This window comes from Streptomyces sp. NBC_00454 (assembly GCF_041434015.1).
Lineage (GTDB): Bacteria > Actinomycetota > Actinomycetes > Streptomycetales > Streptomycetaceae > Streptomyces.
Genome location: NZ_CP107907.1, coordinates 3,843,357 through 3,861,341 on the forward strand (window position 1 = coordinate 3,843,357; position 17,985 = coordinate 3,861,341).

The window sequence follows — 17,985 nt, forward strand, 5'->3', positions numbered from 1 at the left end:
TCTACGACACGGCTCTGACATTTGGGGCACCCGAATCGGCTCTCGGCGAGTCGGACATCGAACCACGGTAGGGCCGGGAGCGGCGTCAGCCAATCTTGTTATCCACAGGCTGTGTGGATGAGATGTGGATGACGGCGCCAATGCTGTGGGTAACTCCCCCGAAGCTGTGCACGGACCGGGGGACGGCGCTGTGGACAAAATCACCAGACCTACCCTGTCACCCCACCTGACCTGCGATTTCCCCCTCCACTGACTGTGGGTGAGAAAAATATTCGCCACTGTCTCAAGATCGCCTCCAATGAGGTGGGACGAACGCGCGAATCGACGCAAACGTAAGGATCTAAAGGGCCTTGCGTCTATTACCTGTGGAAGATTAGATTGAGCACATGAGACAGGCCCCCGCAGCACCGAAGGCTGCCCCGAGACGACACGACCGCGAGATCTTCGCGCTCGCCCTCCCCGCCTTCGGCGCGCTCGTCGCCGAACCCCTCTTCGTGATGGCCGACAGCGCCATCGTGGGACACCTCGGCACCCCCCAGCTGGCCGGTCTCGGCATCGCGGCAGCCCTGCTCACCACCGCCGTGAGCCTCTTCGTCTTCCTCGCCTACGCCACCACCTCGGCCGTGGCCCGCCGCGTCGGCGCCGGCGACCTGCCGGCCGCCATCCGACAGGGCATGGACGGCATCTGGCTCGCACTCCTGCTCGGCGCTGCCGTCATCGCCGTCGTCCTGCCCGCGGCGCCCTCCCTGGTCTCCTTCTTCGGCGCCTCCGACAGCGTCGCCCCGTACGCGATCACCTATCTGCGGATCTCCGCCCTCGGCATCCCCGCGATGCTCGTGGTGCTCGCCGCCATCGGAGTGATCCGCGGCCTCCAGGACACCCGGACCCCGCTCTACGTCGCCATCGGCGGCTTCACCCTCAACGCGGCCCTGAACCTCGCCCTCGTCTACGGAGCGGGCCTCGGCATCGCCGGCTCCGCCTGGGGCACCGTGATCGCCCAGTGCGCCATGGCCGCCGCCTACCTGACCGTGGTCGTCCGCGGCGCCCGCCGGCACGGCGCCTCCCTGCGTCCCGATGCGGCAGGGATCCGGGCCTGCGCCCAGGCGGGCGTACCGCTGCTGGTGCGGACCCTGTCCCTGCGCGCCATCCTGCTGATCGCCACCGCCGTAGCCGCACGCTTGGGCGACGCCGACATCGCCGCCCACCAGATCCTGCTCTCCCTGTGGACCCTGCTCGCCTTCGCCCTCGACGCGATCGCGATCGCCGGGCAGGCCATCATCGGGCGCTACCTCGGTGCGGGGGACACCGAGGGAGCCAAGGCCGCCTGCCGCCGCATGGTGCAGTGGGGGATCGTCTCCGGCATCGTCCTGGGCCTCCTGGTGATCGCGGCCCGTCCCGTGTTCATCCCGCTCTTCACCAGCGACCCCGCCGTAGAGGACGCCCTGCTGCCCGCCCTGCTCGTGGCGGCCGTCTCCCAGCCCGTCTCCGGCATCGTCTTCATCCTCGACGGGGTCCTGATGGGCGCCGGCGACGGCCGCTACTTGGCCTGGGCCATGCTGCTGACCCTCGCCGTGTTCGCCCCGGCCGCCTTGCTCGTACCGGCCCTCGGAGGGGGGCTGACGGCCCTCTGGTGCGCCATGACGCTGATGATGCTGGTCCGCATGGTCACCCTCCAGCTGCGCACCCGCTCGGGCCGCTGGCTGATCGCGGGGGCGACCCGCTAGACCTCGGGGCGCTGGTGGCGATGTTTCACGTGAAACATCGCGAGAACGACGAAGGGCCGCACCCCCGAGGGGGTGCGGCCCTTCACTGCGCAGCCCTTAGGCGGCGACGACCTCGACGCCCACGTTCGCGACCACGTCGGCGTGCAGACGCACGGAGACCTGGTAGGAACCGAGGGTCTTGATCGGGGAGCCCAGCTCGACGCGACGCTTGTCGACCTTGGGGCCACCGGAAGCCTCGACCGCCGTGGCGATGTCGGCCGGCGTGACGGAACCGAAGAGACGACCGGCGTCACCCGCACGGGTGGCCAGACGGACCTTCACGGCCTCGAGCTTGGCCTTGAACTCGTTGGCCTGCTCGATGGTCGCGATCTCGTGGATCTTGCGGGCGCGGCGGATCTGCGCCACGTCCTTCTCGCCACCCTTGGTCCAGCGGATCGCGAAACCACGCGGGACCAGGTAGTTGCGAGCGTAACCGTCCTTGACGTCGACGACATCGCCGGCGGTGCCGAGGCCAGAGACCTCGTGGGTCAGGATGATCTTCATTATTCGGTCACCCTTTCCTTATCGCGCGGTGGACGTGTAGGGCAGCAGCGCCATCTCACGGCTGTTCTTCACAGCCGTGGCGACGTCACGCTGGTGCTGCGTGCAGTTGCCGGTGACGCGGCGGGCACGGATCTTGCCACGGTCGGAAATGAACTTCCGCAGCATGTTCGTGTCCTTGTAGTCCACGTACGCGGTCTTGTCCTTGCAGAACGCGCAGACCTTCTTCTTAGGCTTGCGCACAGGCGGCTTCGCCATTGTGTCTCTCCTGTGAAATCAAGAAGTGGGGGTTCGAGCTGCCCTTAGAAGGGAGGCTCGTCCGAGTAGCCACCGCCGGAGCCGCCGGTGTTGCCAGAGCTTCCGCCCCAGCCACCGCCGCCACCCTGCTGCGAGCCGCCGGCAGGCGCACTGGACGCCCACGGGTCGTCGGAGGGAGCTCCGCCGCCCTGAGGAGCGCCGCCACTGGGGGCTCCGCCCCAGTTGCCACCGCCGCCACCCTGCTGCTGACCGCCGCCGCCGTATCCACCCTGACCACCGCGACCGCTGGTCTTGGCGACCTTGGCCGTGGCGCTCTTCAGGCTGGGGCCGACTTCCTCGACGTCCAGCTCGTAGACCGTGCGCTTGACACCCTCACGGTCTTCGTACGACCGCTGCTTCAGCCGGCCCTGCACGATGACGCGCATGCCTCGCTGAAGAGACTCGGCGACGTTCTCAGCCGCCTGCCGCCAGACCGAGCAGGTCAGGAACAGGCTCTCGCCGTCCTTCCACTCATTGGTCTGCTTGTCGAAGGTGCGGGGAGTGGACGCGACACGGAACTTCGCGACCGCCGCACCCGAGGGGGTGAAGCGCAGCTCGGGGTCGTCGACGAGATTGCCGACGACCGTGATGACGGTCTCGCCTGCCATGGATGAACCTCTCGGCGGGGATTGCTGCTGGGCTGCTGTTGCTACTCGGTCCCGATTACCGCTGAACCGAAGTTCAGTGGGTCTCGGGGCGGAGGACCTTGGTCCGGAGAACCGACTCGTTCAGGTTCATCTGTCGGTCAAGCTCCTTGACGACCGCAGGCTCGGCCTGAAGGTCGATGACCGAGTAGATGCCCTCGGGCTTCTTCTTGATCTCGTAAGCGAGACGACGACGGCCCCAGGTGTCGACCTTCTCGACCTTTCCGTTGCCCTCACGGACGACAGAAAGGAAGTTCTCGATCAGCGGGGAGACAGCGCGCTCCTCGAGATCGGGGTCGAGGATGACCATCACTTCGTAGTGACGCATGTGGAACCCACCTCCTTTGGACTCAGCGGCCACGGTCGTTCCGTGGCAGGAGGGTCGTGATGCGTACGCACGGCGTCCGCAAGCAGACACCGCGCAGACCGTACAGACTACCTGGTCGACTCCTTCCGGTTGAAATCCGGCACCAGGAGGCCACAATCTGTATCCATCGGGTGTGCTCGGTGCTATGCCCCGGCCCCTGCCGGAGCAGGCCCGCAGCACCGCTCTGCTGCAGCCAGGAGGTGCCTTCCGATGGCACAGGCAATGCGACGCCAGTCCACGCCCCCGTCGATCTCGCTCTTCGCGACGGACGGCAAGCCTCATCCGGTCCAGGACACCCTGGTCGCGGTCACTCTGATCCTCGGCGCCGTGGCGTTCATCACGGCGTTCTTCCACAATCTGCACCTGCTCAGCTCGTGGACCGGGCTGGTCGGGATCCTCACCGGCGCCTACGGACAGTTCATCTCGGAGACGACACGCGAGCGCTTCGCACTGATCGTCGGCCTTGGCGCTGCTGGCATCGGCTTCTTCCTCGGCATGGCACACGGCGGGCTCTTCGGCGGCTGGCTGGGCTGACCGGCGTACCTCCGCGACAGGGCGCCGGCCTCCCACCGGCCCGGGCCCGGCCCGTCCCCCAGATGGGTGGCGCCCTTGTCGCAGTAGGCTTCGCGCCATAGCCAGCGAAGCCGCCGGAGGAGACGCCCCGCATGAGCCTGTCCCTGAGGACCATCAGCCGAGAGCAGCATCTGGGCTACCTCCAGAGCCTGCCCTCGGCTAGCCACTGCCAGGTCCCGGCGTGGGCCGACGTGAAGAACGAGTGGCGTTCCGAGAACCTCGGATGGTTCGACTCGTCCGGCGAACTCGTCGGCGCCGCCCTTGTGTTGTACCGCCAGCTCCCCAAGGTGAAGAGGTACCTCGCGTACCTTCCCGAGGGCCCCGTCATCAACTGGTACGCCCCCAATCTCGAGGAGTGGCTCCAGCCGATGCTGGCCCACCTCAAGCAGCAGGGCGCCTTCACCGTGAAGATGGGCCCGCCCGTCGTCATCCGCCGCTGGAACTCCGCCGCCATCAAGGCCGGAATCCAGGACCCGGAGGTCAAGCGCCTGCGTGACGTGGAGGCTTCGCACATCGAGCCCCGCGCCTTCGAGGTCTCCGACAAGCTGCGCCGCATGGGCTGGCAGCAGGGCGAGGACGGCGGCGCCGGATTCGGCGACGTCCAGCCCCGCTACGTCTTCCAGGTGCCGCTGGCCAACCGCTCGCTGGACGACGTCCTCAAGGGCTTCAACCAGCTGTGGCGCCGCAACATCAAGAAGGCCGAGAAGGCCGGCGTCGAGGTGGTCCAGGGCGGCTACGAGGACCTGGCGACCTGGCAGCACCTGTACGAGATCACGGCCGAGCGCGACAAGTTCCGCCCGCGTCCGCTCGTCTACTTCCAGCGCCAGTGGAAGGCCCTCAACGCCGAGGACCCCAACCGCATGCGGCTGTACATCGCCAAGCACGAGGGGGAGCCGCTGGCCGCCGCCACGATGCTCACCGTCGGCCAGCACGTCTGGTACTCGTACGGCGCCTCCGCCAACCACAAGCGCGAGGTCCGCCCCTCGAACGCCATGCAGTGGCGCATGCTGCGCGATTCGTACGCGCTCGGCGCAAGCGTCTACGACCTGCGCGGCATCAGTGACACCCTGGACGAGAACGACCACCTGTTCGGTCTGATCCAGTTCAAGGTCGGCACGGGCGGCGAGGCCGTCGAGTACGTCGGCGAGTGGGACTTCCCGCTCAACAAGCTGCTCCACAAGGCGCTCGACATCTACATGTCCCGCCGCTGATCCACCGCCCCATCCACACACCGCACCGCTGCACCACGCAGCTTTTCGAGAGAGGCTCCGGACGGGCATGGCGCTCACGCTCTACGTCGACACCGCGCGCTGGCGTGCGCACCAGAAGCAGATCCAGGACCAGTTCCCCGGGCTGATCCCGGTCTGCAAGGGCAACGGCTACGGCTTCGGCCACGAGCGGCTCTGCGAGGAGGCGACCCGGATGGGTGCCGACGTCCTGGCCGTCGGGACGACGTACGAAGCCGCGAGCATCAAGGACTGGTTCGGCGGGGACCTGCTCGTCCTGACCCCGTTCCGGCGCGGTGAGGAGCCGGTGCCGCTGCCGGACCGGGTCATCCGCTCGGTGTCCTCTCTGGACGGGGTCCGGGGTCTCGTCGGCGCCCGCGTGGTCATCGAGTGCATGAGCTCCATGCGCCGGCACGGCATCTCCGAGCAGGACCTCGGCCAGCTGCACACGGCCATCGAGGACGTCCGGCTGGAGGGCTTCGCCCTGCACCTGCCGCTGGACCGCCCGGACGGCTCCGACGCCGTCGAGGAGGTCATCGGCTGGATGGACCGGCTGCGCGCGGCGCGGCTGCCGCTCCACACCATGTTCGTCAGCCACCTGAAGGCGGCGGAGCTGGCGCGCCTCCAGCAGCAGTTCCCGCAGACCCGCTTCCGGGCCCGGATCGGCACCCGGCTCTGGCTGGGCGACCACGAGGCGACCGAGTACCGCGGTGCGGTCCTCGACGTCACCCGCGTCGCCAAGGGCGACCGGTTCGGCTACCGCCAGCAGAAGGCCGCCTCCGACGGCTGGCTGGTCGTGGTCGCCGGCGGCACCTCGCACGGCGTGGGCCTGGAGGCCCCCAAGGCCCTGCACGGGGTGATGCCGCGCGCCAAGGGCGTGGCCCGGGCGGGGCTGGCCACCGTCAACCGCAACCTGTCGCCCTTCGTGTGGGCGGGCAAGCAGCGCTGGTTCGCAGAGCCGCCGCACATGCAGGTGTCCATCCTGTTCGTGCCCTCCGACTCTCCCGAGCCGAAGGTCGGCGACGAACTGGTGGCGCACCTGCGTCACACCACCACGCAGTTCGACCGGGCGATCGAGGCCTGAGTCAGTCCTCGGGGCCCGCGCCCCATTCGACCCGCCGTCCGTCCGAAGGCGCCGCGTACTGCGGCGCCTTCGCCGTGTGCGACAGGGTGAACACGTCCTCGGCGCCGTCCAGGACGCCACCGGAAGGGTCGTCCGACCCGTCGCGCCGCACCACGTCGCGCTCGGGCAGCATGATGTCGCGCACGACCACGGCGCACAGGTAGAGCGTGCACAGCAGATGGGCCGCGATCGCCAGCTGGTAGCCCTCCAGCGGCAGGCCCTGATGCTTCTCACCGCTGGTCGTGTAGGCCAGGTAGAACCAGATCCCCAGGAAGTAGACGACCTCGCCCGCCTGCCAGATGAGGAAGTCCCGCCAGCGCGGCCGGGCCAGCGCGGCGAGCGGGATCAGCCACAGCACGTACTGCGGCGAGTAGACCTTGTTGACCAGGATGAAGGCGGCCACGAGCAGGAAGGCCAGCTGCGCGAAGCGGGGGCGGCGCGGTGCGGTCAGCGTGAGGAAGCCGATGCCCGCGCACAGCAGCAGCGTCAGGCCCGTGGCGTAGGTGTTGGCGCCCGACAGCGGGTTCCCGGAGCGCTGGGAGATCAGCAGCCACACGGAGCCGAAGTCGATGGGCCGCTCCTGGCTGAAGGTGTAGAACTTCGTCCAGCCTTCCCAGGCGAAGAGCATGACGGGCAGGTTCACCACGAGCCACGAGGCGACCGCGCCGCCGACCGCCGCACCGAAGGCGCGCCACTTCCCGGCCCGCCAGCAGAGCACGAACACGGCCCCGAGCAGCAGTACGGGATAGAGCTTGGCCGCGGTGGCGAGGCCGATCAGGATGCCGAAGGCCAGTGCCCGGCCCCGCGACCACATGAGCATCGCGGCGGCCGTCAGGGCGATGGCCAGCAGGTCCCAGTTGATGGTCGCGGTGAGCGCGAAGGCGGGCGCCAGGGCGAAGAGCAGGGCGTCCCACGGCCGCCGGCGGTGCGTACGGGCCACGCATACGGCAATCACGGCGGCGCAGGCCATCAGCATGCCCGCGTTGACCATCCAGTACATCTGCTCCCGGTGCTGCATCGAGCCGCTGCTCGGGGTCAGCCAGGAGGCGACTTCCATGAAGACCCCGGTGAGCACCGGGTACTCCAGGAACTGCATGTCGCCGGGGAGCCGGTCGAAGTACGGCGTGAGGCCGTCGGCGAAGCCGCGTACGACGTAGAGGTGCGGGATGTCCGAGTAGCAGGCGTGGGTGTACTGGGACCCGGCCCCGCGGAACCACGCCCAGTCGTAGCAGGGCAGCTTCTGCACCATGCCGAGCGCGAACATCCCCAGGGCCACGAGCACCACGACGCGCACCGGGGTCAGCCAGTGGCCTCCCAGCCGGGCGTAGCGGCCCATCGGGCCGCCGATGAGCTCGCTCCCGGCGGCGGCCACCTCGTCCTGCTGGGTGGGCAGTACGGGGCTGTCCTCGTGCACCTTCGTCATGCGCACATCCTGCCGTACCGCGCCGGACATGGGAGAGGGCCGTCGCACTTGGTGCGACGGCCCTCTGCGGCCCTGCCTCGGGGCGGCGGGATCAGCCGCCCGTGGCTCCCCCTATCGGGAAGCCTCCGGTACTGCCGCCGTTCGTCGTGCCGCCCGGTCTGCCGCCGCCCGTCTTACTGGGCGAGGGCGAGGGCGAGACGGATGTGGTGGGGCTCGCCCCCGGGTCGCAGATCTCCCACGGCTTGCAGGAGGGCTTCCCGCCCTTGGAGGGGGTCGGGGACGGCGACGGCTCCATCGAGGGGGTCGGGGACGGAGAGGGGGACATGGACGGGGCGATCGAGGGCGAGGGCGAGGGAGCGCCGGAGGCGTCCGCGACGACGCCGAGCTTGTCCGGCTCCGGGAAGTCCGTCTCCGGAACGCCGTTCAGCGCTTCCTTCATGTACTTGACCCAGATCTCGGCGGGGATGTCACCACCGTGGAGGGACGGGATGTTGCCCACGCCCTTCATCGAGATCAGTTCCTTCTTCGGCGCGTTGGGGTCCGAGCGGAACAGGGTCACGGAGGTGGACAGCTGGGGCGTGTAGCCGACGAACCAGGCCGACATGTTGTCATCGGTGGTACCGGTCTTGCCGGCGGCGGGCCGGCCCAGCTTCTTCGCCTTGGTGCCGGTGCCGTTCTCGACGACGTTGCGCAGGACCTTGGTGATGTTGTCCGCGATCGAGTTGTCCATGGCCTGCTGCGCCTTGGGAGCCTCGAAGCCGGCCAGGTCCTCGCCGTTCTTCCTCACCTTGGTCACGGAGAAGGGCTCGTGGTGGGTGCCGGAGCCGGCGAAGGTGGCGTACGAGTCGGCCATCCGGATGGCGCTGGGCGTCGAGGTGCCGAGCGCGAAGGAGGCATTGTCGTTCGGGTCCATCGTCTCCGGGAGGATGCCCGAGGCCTTGGCGACGTCCCGGACCTTGGTGTGGCCCACGTCGAAGACGAGCTGGGCGAACGGGACGTTGATGGACTTCTCCATCGCCTCGTTCAGGGTCACGTACCCGTAGGCGGTCGGGCTCTCGTTCTTCTGCTTGAACGGCTTGCCCGAACCGTCGCGCAGGGGCTTGCCGTCACGGTTGTTGATCACCGTGAGGTCGTTGGCCATGTACTTGCTGTCGGCCGAGATCCCCGCGCCGTTCGAATTCTGCGTGCCGTACTCCATGGCCGCCGCCAGCACGAACGGCTTCCAGGTCGAGCCGACCTGGACACCGGAGGTGTTGGCGTTGTTGTTGAAGTACTTCTTGTCCATGCCCGGACCGCCGTACAGGGCGACGATGGCTCCGGTCTTCACGTCCACCGAAGAAGCGCCGAACTGGACGAAGGTGTCGGTGTCGGGCCGCTTCTTCTCGTCGATCAGCCCGTCGCGGGTCTCCTCGACGGCCTTGACCAGTGCGTCCACCTTCGGCTTCTGGAAGGTGGTGTAGATCTGGTAGCCGCCCTTGGCCAGCTCGTCGACCGTGATGCCCTTGCTCTTCATCATGTAGGCCTTGGCCGTCTCGACCAGATAGCCGATCTGTCCCGCCATGCCCTTGGCCTGAGCGGATTCGACGAGCTGGGGGAACTCCTTGAACTGGTCCCGCTCGGACTGCTGCATGCGCCCCACCGTGACCTCGCGGTCCAGCACCCAGGCCCAGCGCTGCTTGGCGCGTTCGGTGTTGGCCTGGGGGGTGGCCGCGGTGCCGATGCCGCCGTCCGGGTTGTAGAGGTTCGGGCCCTTGAGCACGGAGGCGAGGAAGGCGCTCTCGGACGGGGTCAGCTTGTCGCAGTCCTTGCCGAAGTAGGCGCGGGCGGCGGCCTGGATCCCGTAGGCGTCGCGTCCGTAGTAGGCCGTGTTCAGGTAGCCCGCGAGGATCGTGTTCTTCTCCTCGCTCACACCCAGCTTTATCGAGATGAAGAGCTCGGTGACCTTGCGCTTGAGCGTCTGGTCGGAGTCCAGGTACGTGTTCTTCACGTACTGCTGGGTGATCGTCGAGCCGCCCTGGGTGGACCCGCCCTTGGCCATGTTCCACACGGCGCGGGCGATACCCATCGGGTCCACGCCCTTGTCCGACTCGAAGGACTCGTTCTCCGCCGCGATCACGGCGTTCTGCATCGACCGGGGGATGCTCCCGATGGGCACGATCTGGCGGTTCACGGATCCACCGGTCGCGACCATCTGGGTGCCGTCGGCCCAGTAGAAGACGTTGTTCTGGGCCTCTGCCGTCTTGTTCGGGTCGGGGGTGTTCACCGAGGCGATGCCGATTCCGGCGCCCGCGATGATGATCGCGAAGAAGCCGAAGGCCGTGCCTCCGACGAGCTTCCACGACGGGATGAAACGCTTCCAGCCCGCCTTGTCCGAGCGCGGGTAGTTGATGAACCGCTTGTCCGGGCGGCCCGTGCCGCGTCCAGCCCTTGCGGCGCCCCTGGCCCGTCCCGCCGGTTCCCGCCCGGAGGATCTCCGGTTGCCGGCTCTGCCTCCACGGCCCGGCTCCTCCGGATACGGCCCGCTCGGTGACGAGGTGGGGACGTCGTGTCCGGACCCGGCGCCCCGTCCGGGGCGCTGCTGGGCAGCCTTGCGGGCCGCGGCGCGGCCGCCACCCTGGGGCTGTTGCGGTTTGCGGCGGTGCTCGCTCATCGAACGACTACTCCTCGGGCAGGCGAGTGGCCTGGAAGCGGCAGGTGAGTTCCGGTCCCCCCGGTGTCATGGCGCACAGACTACGCACGCCCAAAAGCCCCTCAGTGCCGAAGTTCATCCCAAAACAGGCAACTTGCCCTGTGTGAATTGAGGATGTGACGCCGGTCACCGTGTCGTGACTTGTAGCCGGGAGCAGCCCGTTCTATCGTCTGGATGTATCGAGCCGATACATCAGCTCGGCATAAACACTCCGAGGCGGAGGAAGGCAGGCGGATGAGCAGGCGCTCAGGCATCCTCGAGTTCGCCGTACTCGGCCTGCTTCGCGAATCCCCCATGCACGGCTATGAGCTGCGCAAGCGGCTCAACACCTCACTGGGGGTGTTCAGGGCGTTCAGTTACGGAACGCTCTATCCCTGCCTCAAGACGCTCGTCACCAACGGCTGGTTGATCGAAGAACCGGGCAATGCCCCGGAAGACGCTCTCGCCGCTTCACTCGCAGGGCGCCGCGCCAAGATCGTCTACCGGTTGACGGCGGCAGGCAAGGAGCACTTCGAGGAGCTCCTCTCCCACACGGGCCCCGATGCCTGGGAGGACGAGTCTTTCGCCGCACGCTTCGCTTTCTTCGGCCAGACCGAACGAGAAGTGCGCATGCGGGTCCTGGAAGGCCGTCGCAGCCGACTTGAAGAGCGCCTGGAGAAGATGAGCGCCTCGCTCGCCCGCACTCGCGAGCGGCTCGACGATTACACGCTCGAGCTGCAACGCCACGGCATGGAGTCCGTGGAGCGCGAAGTGCGCTGGCTGAACGAGCTCATCGAGAGTGAGCGGGCGGGACGGGATCAGAGACGACCCGGTCCGTCCGACGAAACTGCTAAATGAGGCCTGCATCTCGCAGGCCTCGTCCGAGAACAAACAGGGAGCAACCGGAATGGGTTCGGTTCGCGTAGCCATCGTCGGCGTAGGCAACTGCGCCGCCTCGCTGGTGCAGGGCGTCGAGTACTACAAGGACGCCGACCCGGCGGCCAAGGTCCCCGGTCTGATGCACGTCCAGTTCGGCGACTACCACGTCAGCGACATCGAGTTCGTCGCCGCGTTCGACGTCGACGCGAAGAAGGTCGGCCTCGACCTTTCGGACGCCATCGGCGCCAGCGAGAACAACACCATCAAGATCTGTGACGTCCCGAGTGCGGGCGTGACCGTTCAGCGCGGCCACACCCTGGACGGCCTGGGCAAGTACTACCGCATGACCATCGAGGAGTCGGCCGAGACCCCGGTCGACGTCGTCCAGGTCCTCAAGGACCGTCAGGTCGACGTCCTGATCTGCTACCTCCCCGTCGGTTCCGAGGACGCGGCGAAGTTCTACGCCCAGTGCGCCATCGACGCCAAGGTCGCCTTCGTCAACGCCCTCCCGGTCTTCATCGCCGGCACCAAGGAGTGGGCGGACAAGTTCACCGAGGCCGGTGTCCCGATCGTCGGCGACGACATCAAGTCCCAGGTCGGCGCCACCATCACGCACCGCGTGATGGCGCGACTGTTCGAGGACCGCGGCGTCCGTCTTGAGCGCACCATGCAGCTCAACGTCGGCGGCAACATGGACTTCAAGAACATGCTCGAGCGCGACCGCCTCGAGTCGAAGAAGATCTCCAAGACGCAGGCCGTCACCTCGCAGATCCCCGACCGCGAGCTCGGTGACAAGAACGTCCACATCGGCCCGTCGGACTACGTCCAGTGGCTCGACGACCGCAAGTGGGCCTACGTCCGCCTCGAGGGCCGCGCGTTCGGCGACGTCCCCCTGAACCTCGAGTACAAGCTCGAGGTGTGGGACTCCCCGAACTCCGCCGGTGTCATCATCGACGCCCTGCGCGCCGCGAAGATCGCCAAGGACCGCGGTATCGGCGGCCCGATCCTCTCGGCGTCGAGCTACTTCATGAAGTCCCCGCCGGTCCAGTACTTCGACGACGAGGCCCAGGCCAACGTCGAGAAGTTCATCAAGGGCGAGGTCGACCGCTAGTCGGATCCCAAGGGTCGGCAACGACACCTGGACTTCGGCTGTTCTTCCGCGGAGGGTCCCCGGGCAATGTGCCCGGGGACCCTCCGCGTATGTGACCCTTGCCCACATGGCTGTCGTACGTGATCTGCGCGTACTCCTGCGTCTGCGGGACTTCCGCAACCTGCTCGCCGTGCGGCTGCTCTGCCAGGCCGCGGACGGCGTGTACCAAGTCGCACTGGCCACTTACGTCGTCTTCTCCCCGGAGAAGCAGGCCTCGCCCGCGGCCATCGCCTCGGCCATGGCGGTGCTCCTGCTGCCCTATTCGGTGGTCGGGCCCTTCGCCGGCGTGCTGCTCGACCGCTGGCCGCGCCGCCAGGTCTTCCTCTACGGCAACCTGCTGCGGGCCTTCCTCGCCTGTGTCACCGGCATGCTGATCGTCGCGCACGTCCCCGACTGGCTCTTCTACGCCTCGGCCCTGTCCGTGACCGCCGTCAACCGCTTCGTCCTGGCCGGGCTGGCCGCCTCCCTGCCACGCGTGGTCGGGCCCGGCGAACTGGTCACCGCGAACGCGCTCTCACCCACCGCCGGAACCCTCGCGGCCGTGGCCGGCGGGGGACTGGCCTTCCTCGTCCGCGTACTGGCATCCGACTCCGACGCCCTCGTCGTGCTCCTGGCAGCCGTGCTCTACCTGTGCGCCGCCCTGGTCTCCCTGAGCCTCGCCGTGGGCCGCCTGGGGCCCGATCACCCTCCCGGCAGGATCAACCCGACGGTGCGGGAGGGCGTCGCCCTCGCCGTACGGGGCATGGCCGACGGCCTGCGCCACCTGGCCTCCCGGCGCGAGGCGGCCCGGGCGCTGACCGCCATGACCCTGATGCGGTTCTGCTACGGGGCCCTGTTCGTCACGCTGCTCATGCTGTGCCGCTACGCCTGGTCGGACAACGAGTCCGACGGACTGGCCCTGCTCGGGGTCACGGTCGGTGTCTCGGGGGCCGGATTCTTCGCGGCCGCCGTGGTCACCCCCTGGCTCGTGGACCGGCTGGGCACCCGGGGATGGATGACCGCCTGCGCCGCCGGATCCGCCGTGCTGGTCCCCGCACTCGGACTGTTCTTCGCCCCCGGCCCGATGCTGGCCGCCGCCTTCGTGCTCGGCCTCGCCACCCAGGGCGCCAAGATCTCCACCGATACCGTCGTGCAGTCCCGGGTGGACGACTCCTTCCGCGGCCGCGTCTTCTCCGTCTACGACGTGCTCTTCAACGCCGCCTTCGTCGGCGCCGCCGCGGTGGCCGCGCTCGTGCTCCCGCTCGACGGGCAGTCCGTCCCACTGATCCTCGGCGTGGCCACGCTCTATGCCCTGACCGCCGCGTTCCTCATGCGACAGGGCGATGTTTCACGTGAAACATCGCCCTGAACCCCGTCGCCGCCGGTCGATGTTTCACGTGAAACATCGACGGGCGGCGGCCGGGCCGATCCGGCTCAGTCCTGCGCCGCCCACCACTCCTTGAGGGCCGCGATCGCCGCATCACGCCCCATCGGACCGTTCTCCAGCCGCAGCTCCAGCAGGAACGCGTAGGCCTTGCCGATCACCGGACCGGGACTGACGTCCAGGACCTGCATGATCTCGTTGCCGTCCAGGTCGGGCCGGATCGCGTCAAGCTCCTCCTGCTCCTGCAGCTGGGCGATGCGCTCCTCCAGCCCGTCATAGGTGCGGGAGAGCGCATTCGCCTTGCGCTTGTTGCGCGTGGTGCAGTCGGAACGGGTCAGCTTGTGCAGGCGCTCCAGCAGCGGGCCGGCGTCGCGGACGTAGCGCCGCACCGCGGAGTCGGTCCACTCCCCGTCCCCGTAGCCGTGGAAGCGCAGGTGCAGCTCCACCAGCCGCGACACGTCCTTGATCATGTCGTTGGAGTACTTCAGCGCGGTCATGCGCTTCTTGGTCATCTTCGCGCCCACCATCTCGTGGTGGTGGAAGGAGACCCGGCCATCGCTCTCGAACCGGCGGGTGCGGGGCTTGCCGATGTCGTGCAGCAGGGCCGCGAGCCGCAGTACCAGGTCCGGGCCGTCCTCCTCCAGGGCGATCGCCTGTTCCAGGACGATCAGCGAGTGGTCGTAGACGTCCTTGTGGCGGTGGTGCTCATCGCTCTCCAGGCGCAGCGCCGGAAGCTCCGGCATCACGTGGTCGGCCAGCCCGGTGTCCACGAGGAGGCCCAGGCCCTTGCGCGGGTGCGCGGACAGCAGCAGTTTGTTCAGCTCCGCCTGCACCCGCTCCGCCGAGACGATCTCGATCCGGCCGGACATCTCCGTCATGGCCGCCACCACCTCGGGGGCGACCTCGAAGTCGAGCTGCGCGGCGAACCGCGCCGCCCGCAGCATCCGCAGCGGATCGTCGGAGAAGGAGTCCTCCGGGGTGCCGGGGGTCCGCAGGACGCCCGCCCGGAGGTCCTCCAGACCGCCGTACGGGTCCACGAACTCCTGCTCGGGAAGCGCGACGGCCATCGCGTTCACCGTGAAGTCACGACGGACGAGGTCTTCCTCGATCGAGTCTCCGTAGGAGACCTCCGGCTTGCGCGAGGTCCTGTCGTAGGACTCCGAGCGGTACGTGGTCACCTCGATCTCGAAGTTCCGTTCGGCGCCCTCGACACGGGCCAGCTTCTGCGCACCGACCGTGCCGAAGGCGATGCCGACGTCCCACACCGAGTCGGCCCACGGCCTGATGATCTTGAGGACGTCCTCGGGACGGGCATCGGTGGTGAAGTCGAGGTCGTTGCCGAGGCGCCCGAGCAGCGCGTCGCGGACGGACCCGCCGACCAGGGCGAGGCGGAATCCCGCCTCCTGGAAACGGCGGCCGAGCTCGTCGGCGACAGGGGCGATCCGGAGCAGTTCACTCACCGCGCGGACCTGTCCCTGACTCAGGACACTGGAGTTCTCTTCGTTGGCGTTCGGCACAACAGAAAAGGGTACGTGCCCGGCCCGCCAGGAGCTTCCCTGTTTGTGGCCACCCCGGCCCACAAGCGCTCCGGGCCGGGCCCGATCATGTGGAGCAAGGCGCGGCACTCGCGCACAGCGGGCCTCGTTACCATGCGTGGACGCACAAACGACGACCACTGACACTTCGAGGGACGGGCGAGCGCGTGGCCGAGGCGGCAGACATTCAGGGGGCGGTCCCCGCTCCTGCCCGGCGACGCTGGCTGCGGCGCGCAGTCGTCCTGCTCGCCGGCACTCCGGTGCTCGCCGCCCTGATCTACTCTCCCGCCCCCAAGGCCGAGGCCGCCGAGGCCGCGGCCGCCACCGTCGACGTCCAGCTCGACGGCCTGACGCCCAGCGCCCCGGTCAAGGGCGACACCCTCACCATCTCCGGCACCGTGGTCAACAACGGCCGCGAGAAGATCACCGCCGCGCACGTGGGTCTGCGGGTCGGGCCGGTGCTGGGGGACCGCAGCTCCATCGACGAGACCGCGGACCGCGGTGCCTACCGGGCGGGCACCGACCCCGCCGAGATCAGCGCCGAATTCGCGGTGAAGATCGACACGCTGCTCCCGAAGGTCGCCCAGCCCTTCACGCTCAAGGTCCCCGTGAACAAGCTGGAGCTGGACAAGGACGGCGTCTACCAGCTCGGCGTCTCCCTGTCCGGGGAGACCGAGAGCCGTACCTCCGAGCAGATCCTCGGCATCAAGCGGACCTTCCTGCCCTGGCAGCCGGAGGCCGCGGCCAAGCGCTCGCAGCTCACGTACGTGTGGCCGCTGATCTCCACCACGCACCTGACCGCGGAGACCGGCTCGGACGAGTTGCAGACCCCCGTCTTCCTCGACGAGAGCCTCGCCGACGAGCTGCGGCCCGGCGGCCGCCTGGAGCAGATGGTCTCGCTCGGCAAGGACCTGCCCATCGCCTGGCTCATCGACCCCGACCTGCTCTACACGGTCGACGCGATGACCAAGGGCTACCGGATCCGCACCCCCGACGGCCGGACCGTCCAGGGCAAGAACAAGGCGATCGCCGAGCAGTGGCTGAGCTCGCTGGAGAGCGCCGTCCAGGGCAAGAAGGTCGTCGCACTGCCCTTCGCGGACCCCGACATCGCCTCGCTCGCCCACCACGGCAAGGACGTCTCCGGGACGCTGGGCCAGCTGCGGCCCGCCACCGACAAGGCGAAGCAGGCCGTCGAGACGGTCCTGCACGTCCCCGCGAGCACCGACTTCTCCTGGCCCGTGGACGGAGCGATCGACCCGTCGATCGTCAACGTGGCCACTTCGGCGGGCGCCCACAACGTCCTCACCCGCAGCGACAGCCTCCAGGAGACCGGCTCCCTCGGCTACACCCCCTCGGCCGCGCGGCCCATCGGTGCGGGCACGACCGCGATCGTCGCCGACGCCGAACTCTCCACCGCCTTCCAGGGCAGCATGCTCGGCGCCGGGGACTCCACCCTCGCGGTGCAGGAGTTCCTCGCCCACGCCCTCGCCCTGAACCTGCAGGCTCCCGACAACCAGCGCAGCTTCGTCGTGACCCCGCAGCGGACTCCGAGTTCCAGCCAGGCCCAGACGATGGCCACCGCCGTCCGGGAGCTGCAGTCCGGGCGCTGGACCCAGCCCGCCGACCTGGAGGCCGCGGCCGCCGCCACGCCCGACCCGCGGGCCGCCACCCAGGTCCCGGGGGCCGGCCAGTACCCGGAGGCGCTGAGCAAGCAGGAACTGCCGGTCTCCGCCTTCGAGCAGATCCGTACCACCCAGAGCACGCTGGACCACTTCAAGGTCATCCTGACCGCGCCCGACCGCGTCGAGATCCCCTTCGGCAACGCCACCAACCGGGAGATGTCCACCTCCTGGCGCGGCCGCCCCGACGAGGCCCGGGACTACCGGGACCAGGTGCAGCAGTACCTGATCGGCCTCACCGAGAAGGTCAAGGTCATCTCCAAGTCCGATGCCACCCTCTCCGGACACAGCGCCACCATCCCGGTCAGCATCCAGAACAGCCTCGTCCAGGACACCCACAATCTGGTCCTGCGTCTGAAGTCCGCCAACCCGACCCGGCTGATGTTCGGGGACAGCGGTGAGGCCCAGCAGGAGGTCGCTGTCCAAGGTGGGCACAGCCAGACCGTAAAGTTCCCCGCGAATGCCACTGCAAGCGGCCCGGTCGAGGTGACCGCGCAGCTCTACACGACCGATGGCGTCCCCTACGGCAAGGAACGCAAGTTCACCGTCGAGGCCACCGAGGTCACCCCCACCGTCATGCTCGTCATCGCGGGCGGCGTTCTCCTCCTCGTCCTGGCCGGCATCAAGATGTACGCCAGCCGCAAGCGCGTCGCGGCACGTGCCGCCGCGGAAGCCGAAGAGGAGAACACGCAGCAGAGTGACGAGTCCCCGGACACCGGACCGCAAAGCACGGACGCGTCCGGCACGGGTGAGACAGTGGACCGTTGAGCGATGCCGTGGCCGGTCGGCCTGGG

The 17,985-nt window shown here is 68.5% G+C and carries 15 protein-coding genes; 8 read left to right on the forward strand and 7 right to left on the reverse strand.

The window, feature by feature from the left end:
- The first annotated feature begins 386 nt into the window (after positions 1-386).
- Positions 387-1,724, forward strand: coding sequence for an MATE family efflux transporter (locus tag OHU74_RS17855; protein ID WP_371616825.1), 1,338 nt, complete (start codon positions 387-389; stop codon positions 1,722-1,724).
- A gap of 96 nt (positions 1,725-1,820) precedes the next feature.
- Here OHU74_RS17855 and rplI read toward each other — a convergent pair whose 3' ends face one another.
- The 4 genes from rplI to rpsF form a co-directional block, all read right to left on the reverse strand.
- Positions 1,821-2,267, reverse strand: a complete 447-nt coding sequence (gene rplI, locus OHU74_RS17860) for a 50S ribosomal protein L9 (protein WP_330297420.1) — start codon at positions 2,265-2,267, stop codon at positions 1,821-1,823.
- Between the two features lie 18 nt (positions 2,268-2,285).
- The gene (rpsR, locus tag OHU74_RS17865; protein ID WP_005315025.1) at positions 2,286-2,522 is read right to left on the reverse strand and encodes a 30S ribosomal protein S18; all 237 of its coding nucleotides are present in this window, start codon (positions 2,520-2,522) and stop codon (positions 2,286-2,288) included.
- Between the two features lie 44 nt (positions 2,523-2,566).
- On the reverse strand, positions 2,567-3,169 hold the full coding sequence (locus OHU74_RS17870) for a single-stranded DNA-binding protein (RefSeq protein ID WP_330297421.1): 603 nt from the start codon (positions 3,167-3,169) through the stop codon (positions 2,567-2,569).
- A 73-nt stretch (positions 3,170-3,242) separates the two neighbouring features.
- On the reverse strand, positions 3,243-3,533 hold the full coding sequence (rpsF, locus tag OHU74_RS17875) for a 30S ribosomal protein S6 (RefSeq protein ID WP_004950685.1): 291 nt from the start codon (positions 3,531-3,533) through the stop codon (positions 3,243-3,245).
- 249 nt (positions 3,534-3,782) lie between these two features.
- Between rpsF and OHU74_RS17880 the strand changes: the two genes are divergently transcribed.
- The 3 genes from OHU74_RS17880 (at position 3,783) to OHU74_RS17890 (ending at position 6,455) form a co-directional block, all read left to right on the forward strand.
- Positions 3,783-4,106: a hypothetical protein gene (locus OHU74_RS17880; protein ID WP_330297422.1), complete on the forward strand. Its 324-nt coding sequence runs from the start codon at positions 3,783-3,785 to the stop codon at positions 4,104-4,106.
- A gap of 131 nt (positions 4,107-4,237) precedes the next feature.
- The gene (locus tag OHU74_RS17885; protein WP_330297423.1) at positions 4,238-5,356 is read left to right on the forward strand and encodes a peptidoglycan bridge formation glycyltransferase FemA/FemB family protein; all 1,119 of its coding nucleotides are present in this window, start codon (positions 4,238-4,240) and stop codon (positions 5,354-5,356) included.
- A 67-nt stretch (positions 5,357-5,423) separates the two neighbouring features.
- Complete coding sequence (locus OHU74_RS17890; protein ID WP_371616826.1) at positions 5,424-6,455, forward strand: alanine racemase; 1,032 nt, start codon at positions 5,424-5,426, stop codon at positions 6,453-6,455.
- A 1-nt stretch (position 6,456) separates the two neighbouring features.
- Here OHU74_RS17890 and OHU74_RS17895 read toward each other — a convergent pair whose 3' ends face one another.
- Positions 6,457-7,917 (reverse strand): glycosyltransferase family 87 protein, encoded by a 1,461-nt coding sequence (locus tag OHU74_RS17895; protein WP_371616827.1) that lies wholly within the window; start codon positions 7,915-7,917, stop codon positions 6,457-6,459.
- Positions 7,918-8,008: 91 nt separating this feature from the next.
- Positions 8,009-10,567 (reverse strand): transglycosylase domain-containing protein, encoded by a 2,559-nt coding sequence (locus OHU74_RS17900; protein ID WP_371616828.1) that lies wholly within the window; start codon positions 10,565-10,567, stop codon positions 8,009-8,011.
- Positions 10,568-10,840: 273 nt separating this feature from the next.
- Here OHU74_RS17900 and OHU74_RS17905 point away from each other — a divergent pair, with 273 nt between their 5' ends.
- The 3 genes from OHU74_RS17905 (at position 10,841) to OHU74_RS17915 (ending at position 13,962) form a co-directional block, all read left to right on the forward strand.
- Positions 10,841-11,443 (forward strand): PadR family transcriptional regulator, encoded by a 603-nt coding sequence (locus OHU74_RS17905; RefSeq protein WP_327253820.1) that lies wholly within the window; start codon positions 10,841-10,843, stop codon positions 11,441-11,443.
- A 49-nt stretch (positions 11,444-11,492) separates the two neighbouring features.
- Positions 11,493-12,575, forward strand: a complete 1,083-nt coding sequence (locus OHU74_RS17910) for an inositol-3-phosphate synthase (protein ID WP_371616829.1) — start codon at positions 11,493-11,495, stop codon at positions 12,573-12,575.
- A 106-nt stretch (positions 12,576-12,681) separates the two neighbouring features.
- The gene (locus OHU74_RS17915) at positions 12,682-13,962 is read left to right on the forward strand and encodes an MFS transporter (RefSeq protein WP_371616830.1); all 1,281 of its coding nucleotides are present in this window, start codon (positions 12,682-12,684) and stop codon (positions 13,960-13,962) included.
- 65 nt (positions 13,963-14,027) lie between these two features.
- Here OHU74_RS17915 and OHU74_RS17920 read toward each other — a convergent pair whose 3' ends face one another.
- Entirely contained in the window at positions 14,028-15,494 is a 1,467-nt protein-coding gene (locus OHU74_RS17920) for a CCA tRNA nucleotidyltransferase (RefSeq protein WP_371616831.1), read from the reverse strand.
- A gap of 185 nt (positions 15,495-15,679) precedes the next feature.
- On the opposite strand from OHU74_RS17920, the gene OHU74_RS17925 reads away from it, so the two are divergent.
- Entirely contained in the window at positions 15,680-17,959 is a 2,280-nt protein-coding gene (locus OHU74_RS17925) for a DUF6049 family protein (RefSeq protein ID WP_371616832.1), read from the forward strand.
- Positions 17,960-17,985 lie beyond the last annotated feature (26 nt).

Excerpts from the sequence above, each read along its gene's own strand:
- OHU74_RS17855 (WP_371616825.1), top strand. The coding sequence starts at position 387 with ATGAGACAGGCCCCCGCAGCACCGAAGGCTGCCCCGAGACGACACGAC.
- rplI (WP_330297420.1), bottom strand. The coding sequence starts at position 2,267 with ATGAAGATCATCCTGACCCACGAGGTCTCTGGCCTCGGCACCGCCGGC.
- rpsR (WP_005315025.1), bottom strand. The coding sequence starts at position 2,522 with ATGGCGAAGCCGCCTGTGCGCAAGCCTAAGAAGAAGGTCTGCGCGTTC.
- OHU74_RS17870 (WP_330297421.1), bottom strand. The coding sequence starts at position 3,169 with ATGGCAGGCGAGACCGTCATCACGGTCGTCGGCAATCTCGTCGACGAC.
- rpsF (WP_004950685.1), bottom strand. The coding sequence starts at position 3,533 with ATGCGTCACTACGAAGTGATGGTCATCCTCGACCCCGATCTCGAGGAG.
- OHU74_RS17880 (WP_330297422.1), top strand. The coding sequence starts at position 3,783 with ATGGCACAGGCAATGCGACGCCAGTCCACGCCCCCGTCGATCTCGCTC.
- OHU74_RS17885 (WP_330297423.1), top strand. The coding sequence starts at position 4,238 with ATGAGCCTGTCCCTGAGGACCATCAGCCGAGAGCAGCATCTGGGCTAC.
- OHU74_RS17890 (WP_371616826.1), top strand. The coding sequence starts at position 5,424 with ATGGCGCTCACGCTCTACGTCGACACCGCGCGCTGGCGTGCGCACCAG.
- OHU74_RS17895 (WP_371616827.1), bottom strand. The coding sequence starts at position 7,917 with ATGACGAAGGTGCACGAGGACAGCCCCGTACTGCCCACCCAGCAGGAC.
- OHU74_RS17900 (WP_371616828.1), bottom strand. The coding sequence starts at position 10,567 with ATGAGCGAGCACCGCCGCAAACCGCAACAGCCCCAGGGTGGCGGCCGC.
- OHU74_RS17905 (WP_327253820.1), top strand. The coding sequence starts at position 10,841 with ATGAGCAGGCGCTCAGGCATCCTCGAGTTCGCCGTACTCGGCCTGCTT.
- OHU74_RS17910 (WP_371616829.1), top strand. The coding sequence starts at position 11,493 with ATGGGTTCGGTTCGCGTAGCCATCGTCGGCGTAGGCAACTGCGCCGCC.
- OHU74_RS17915 (WP_371616830.1), top strand. The coding sequence starts at position 12,682 with ATGGCTGTCGTACGTGATCTGCGCGTACTCCTGCGTCTGCGGGACTTC.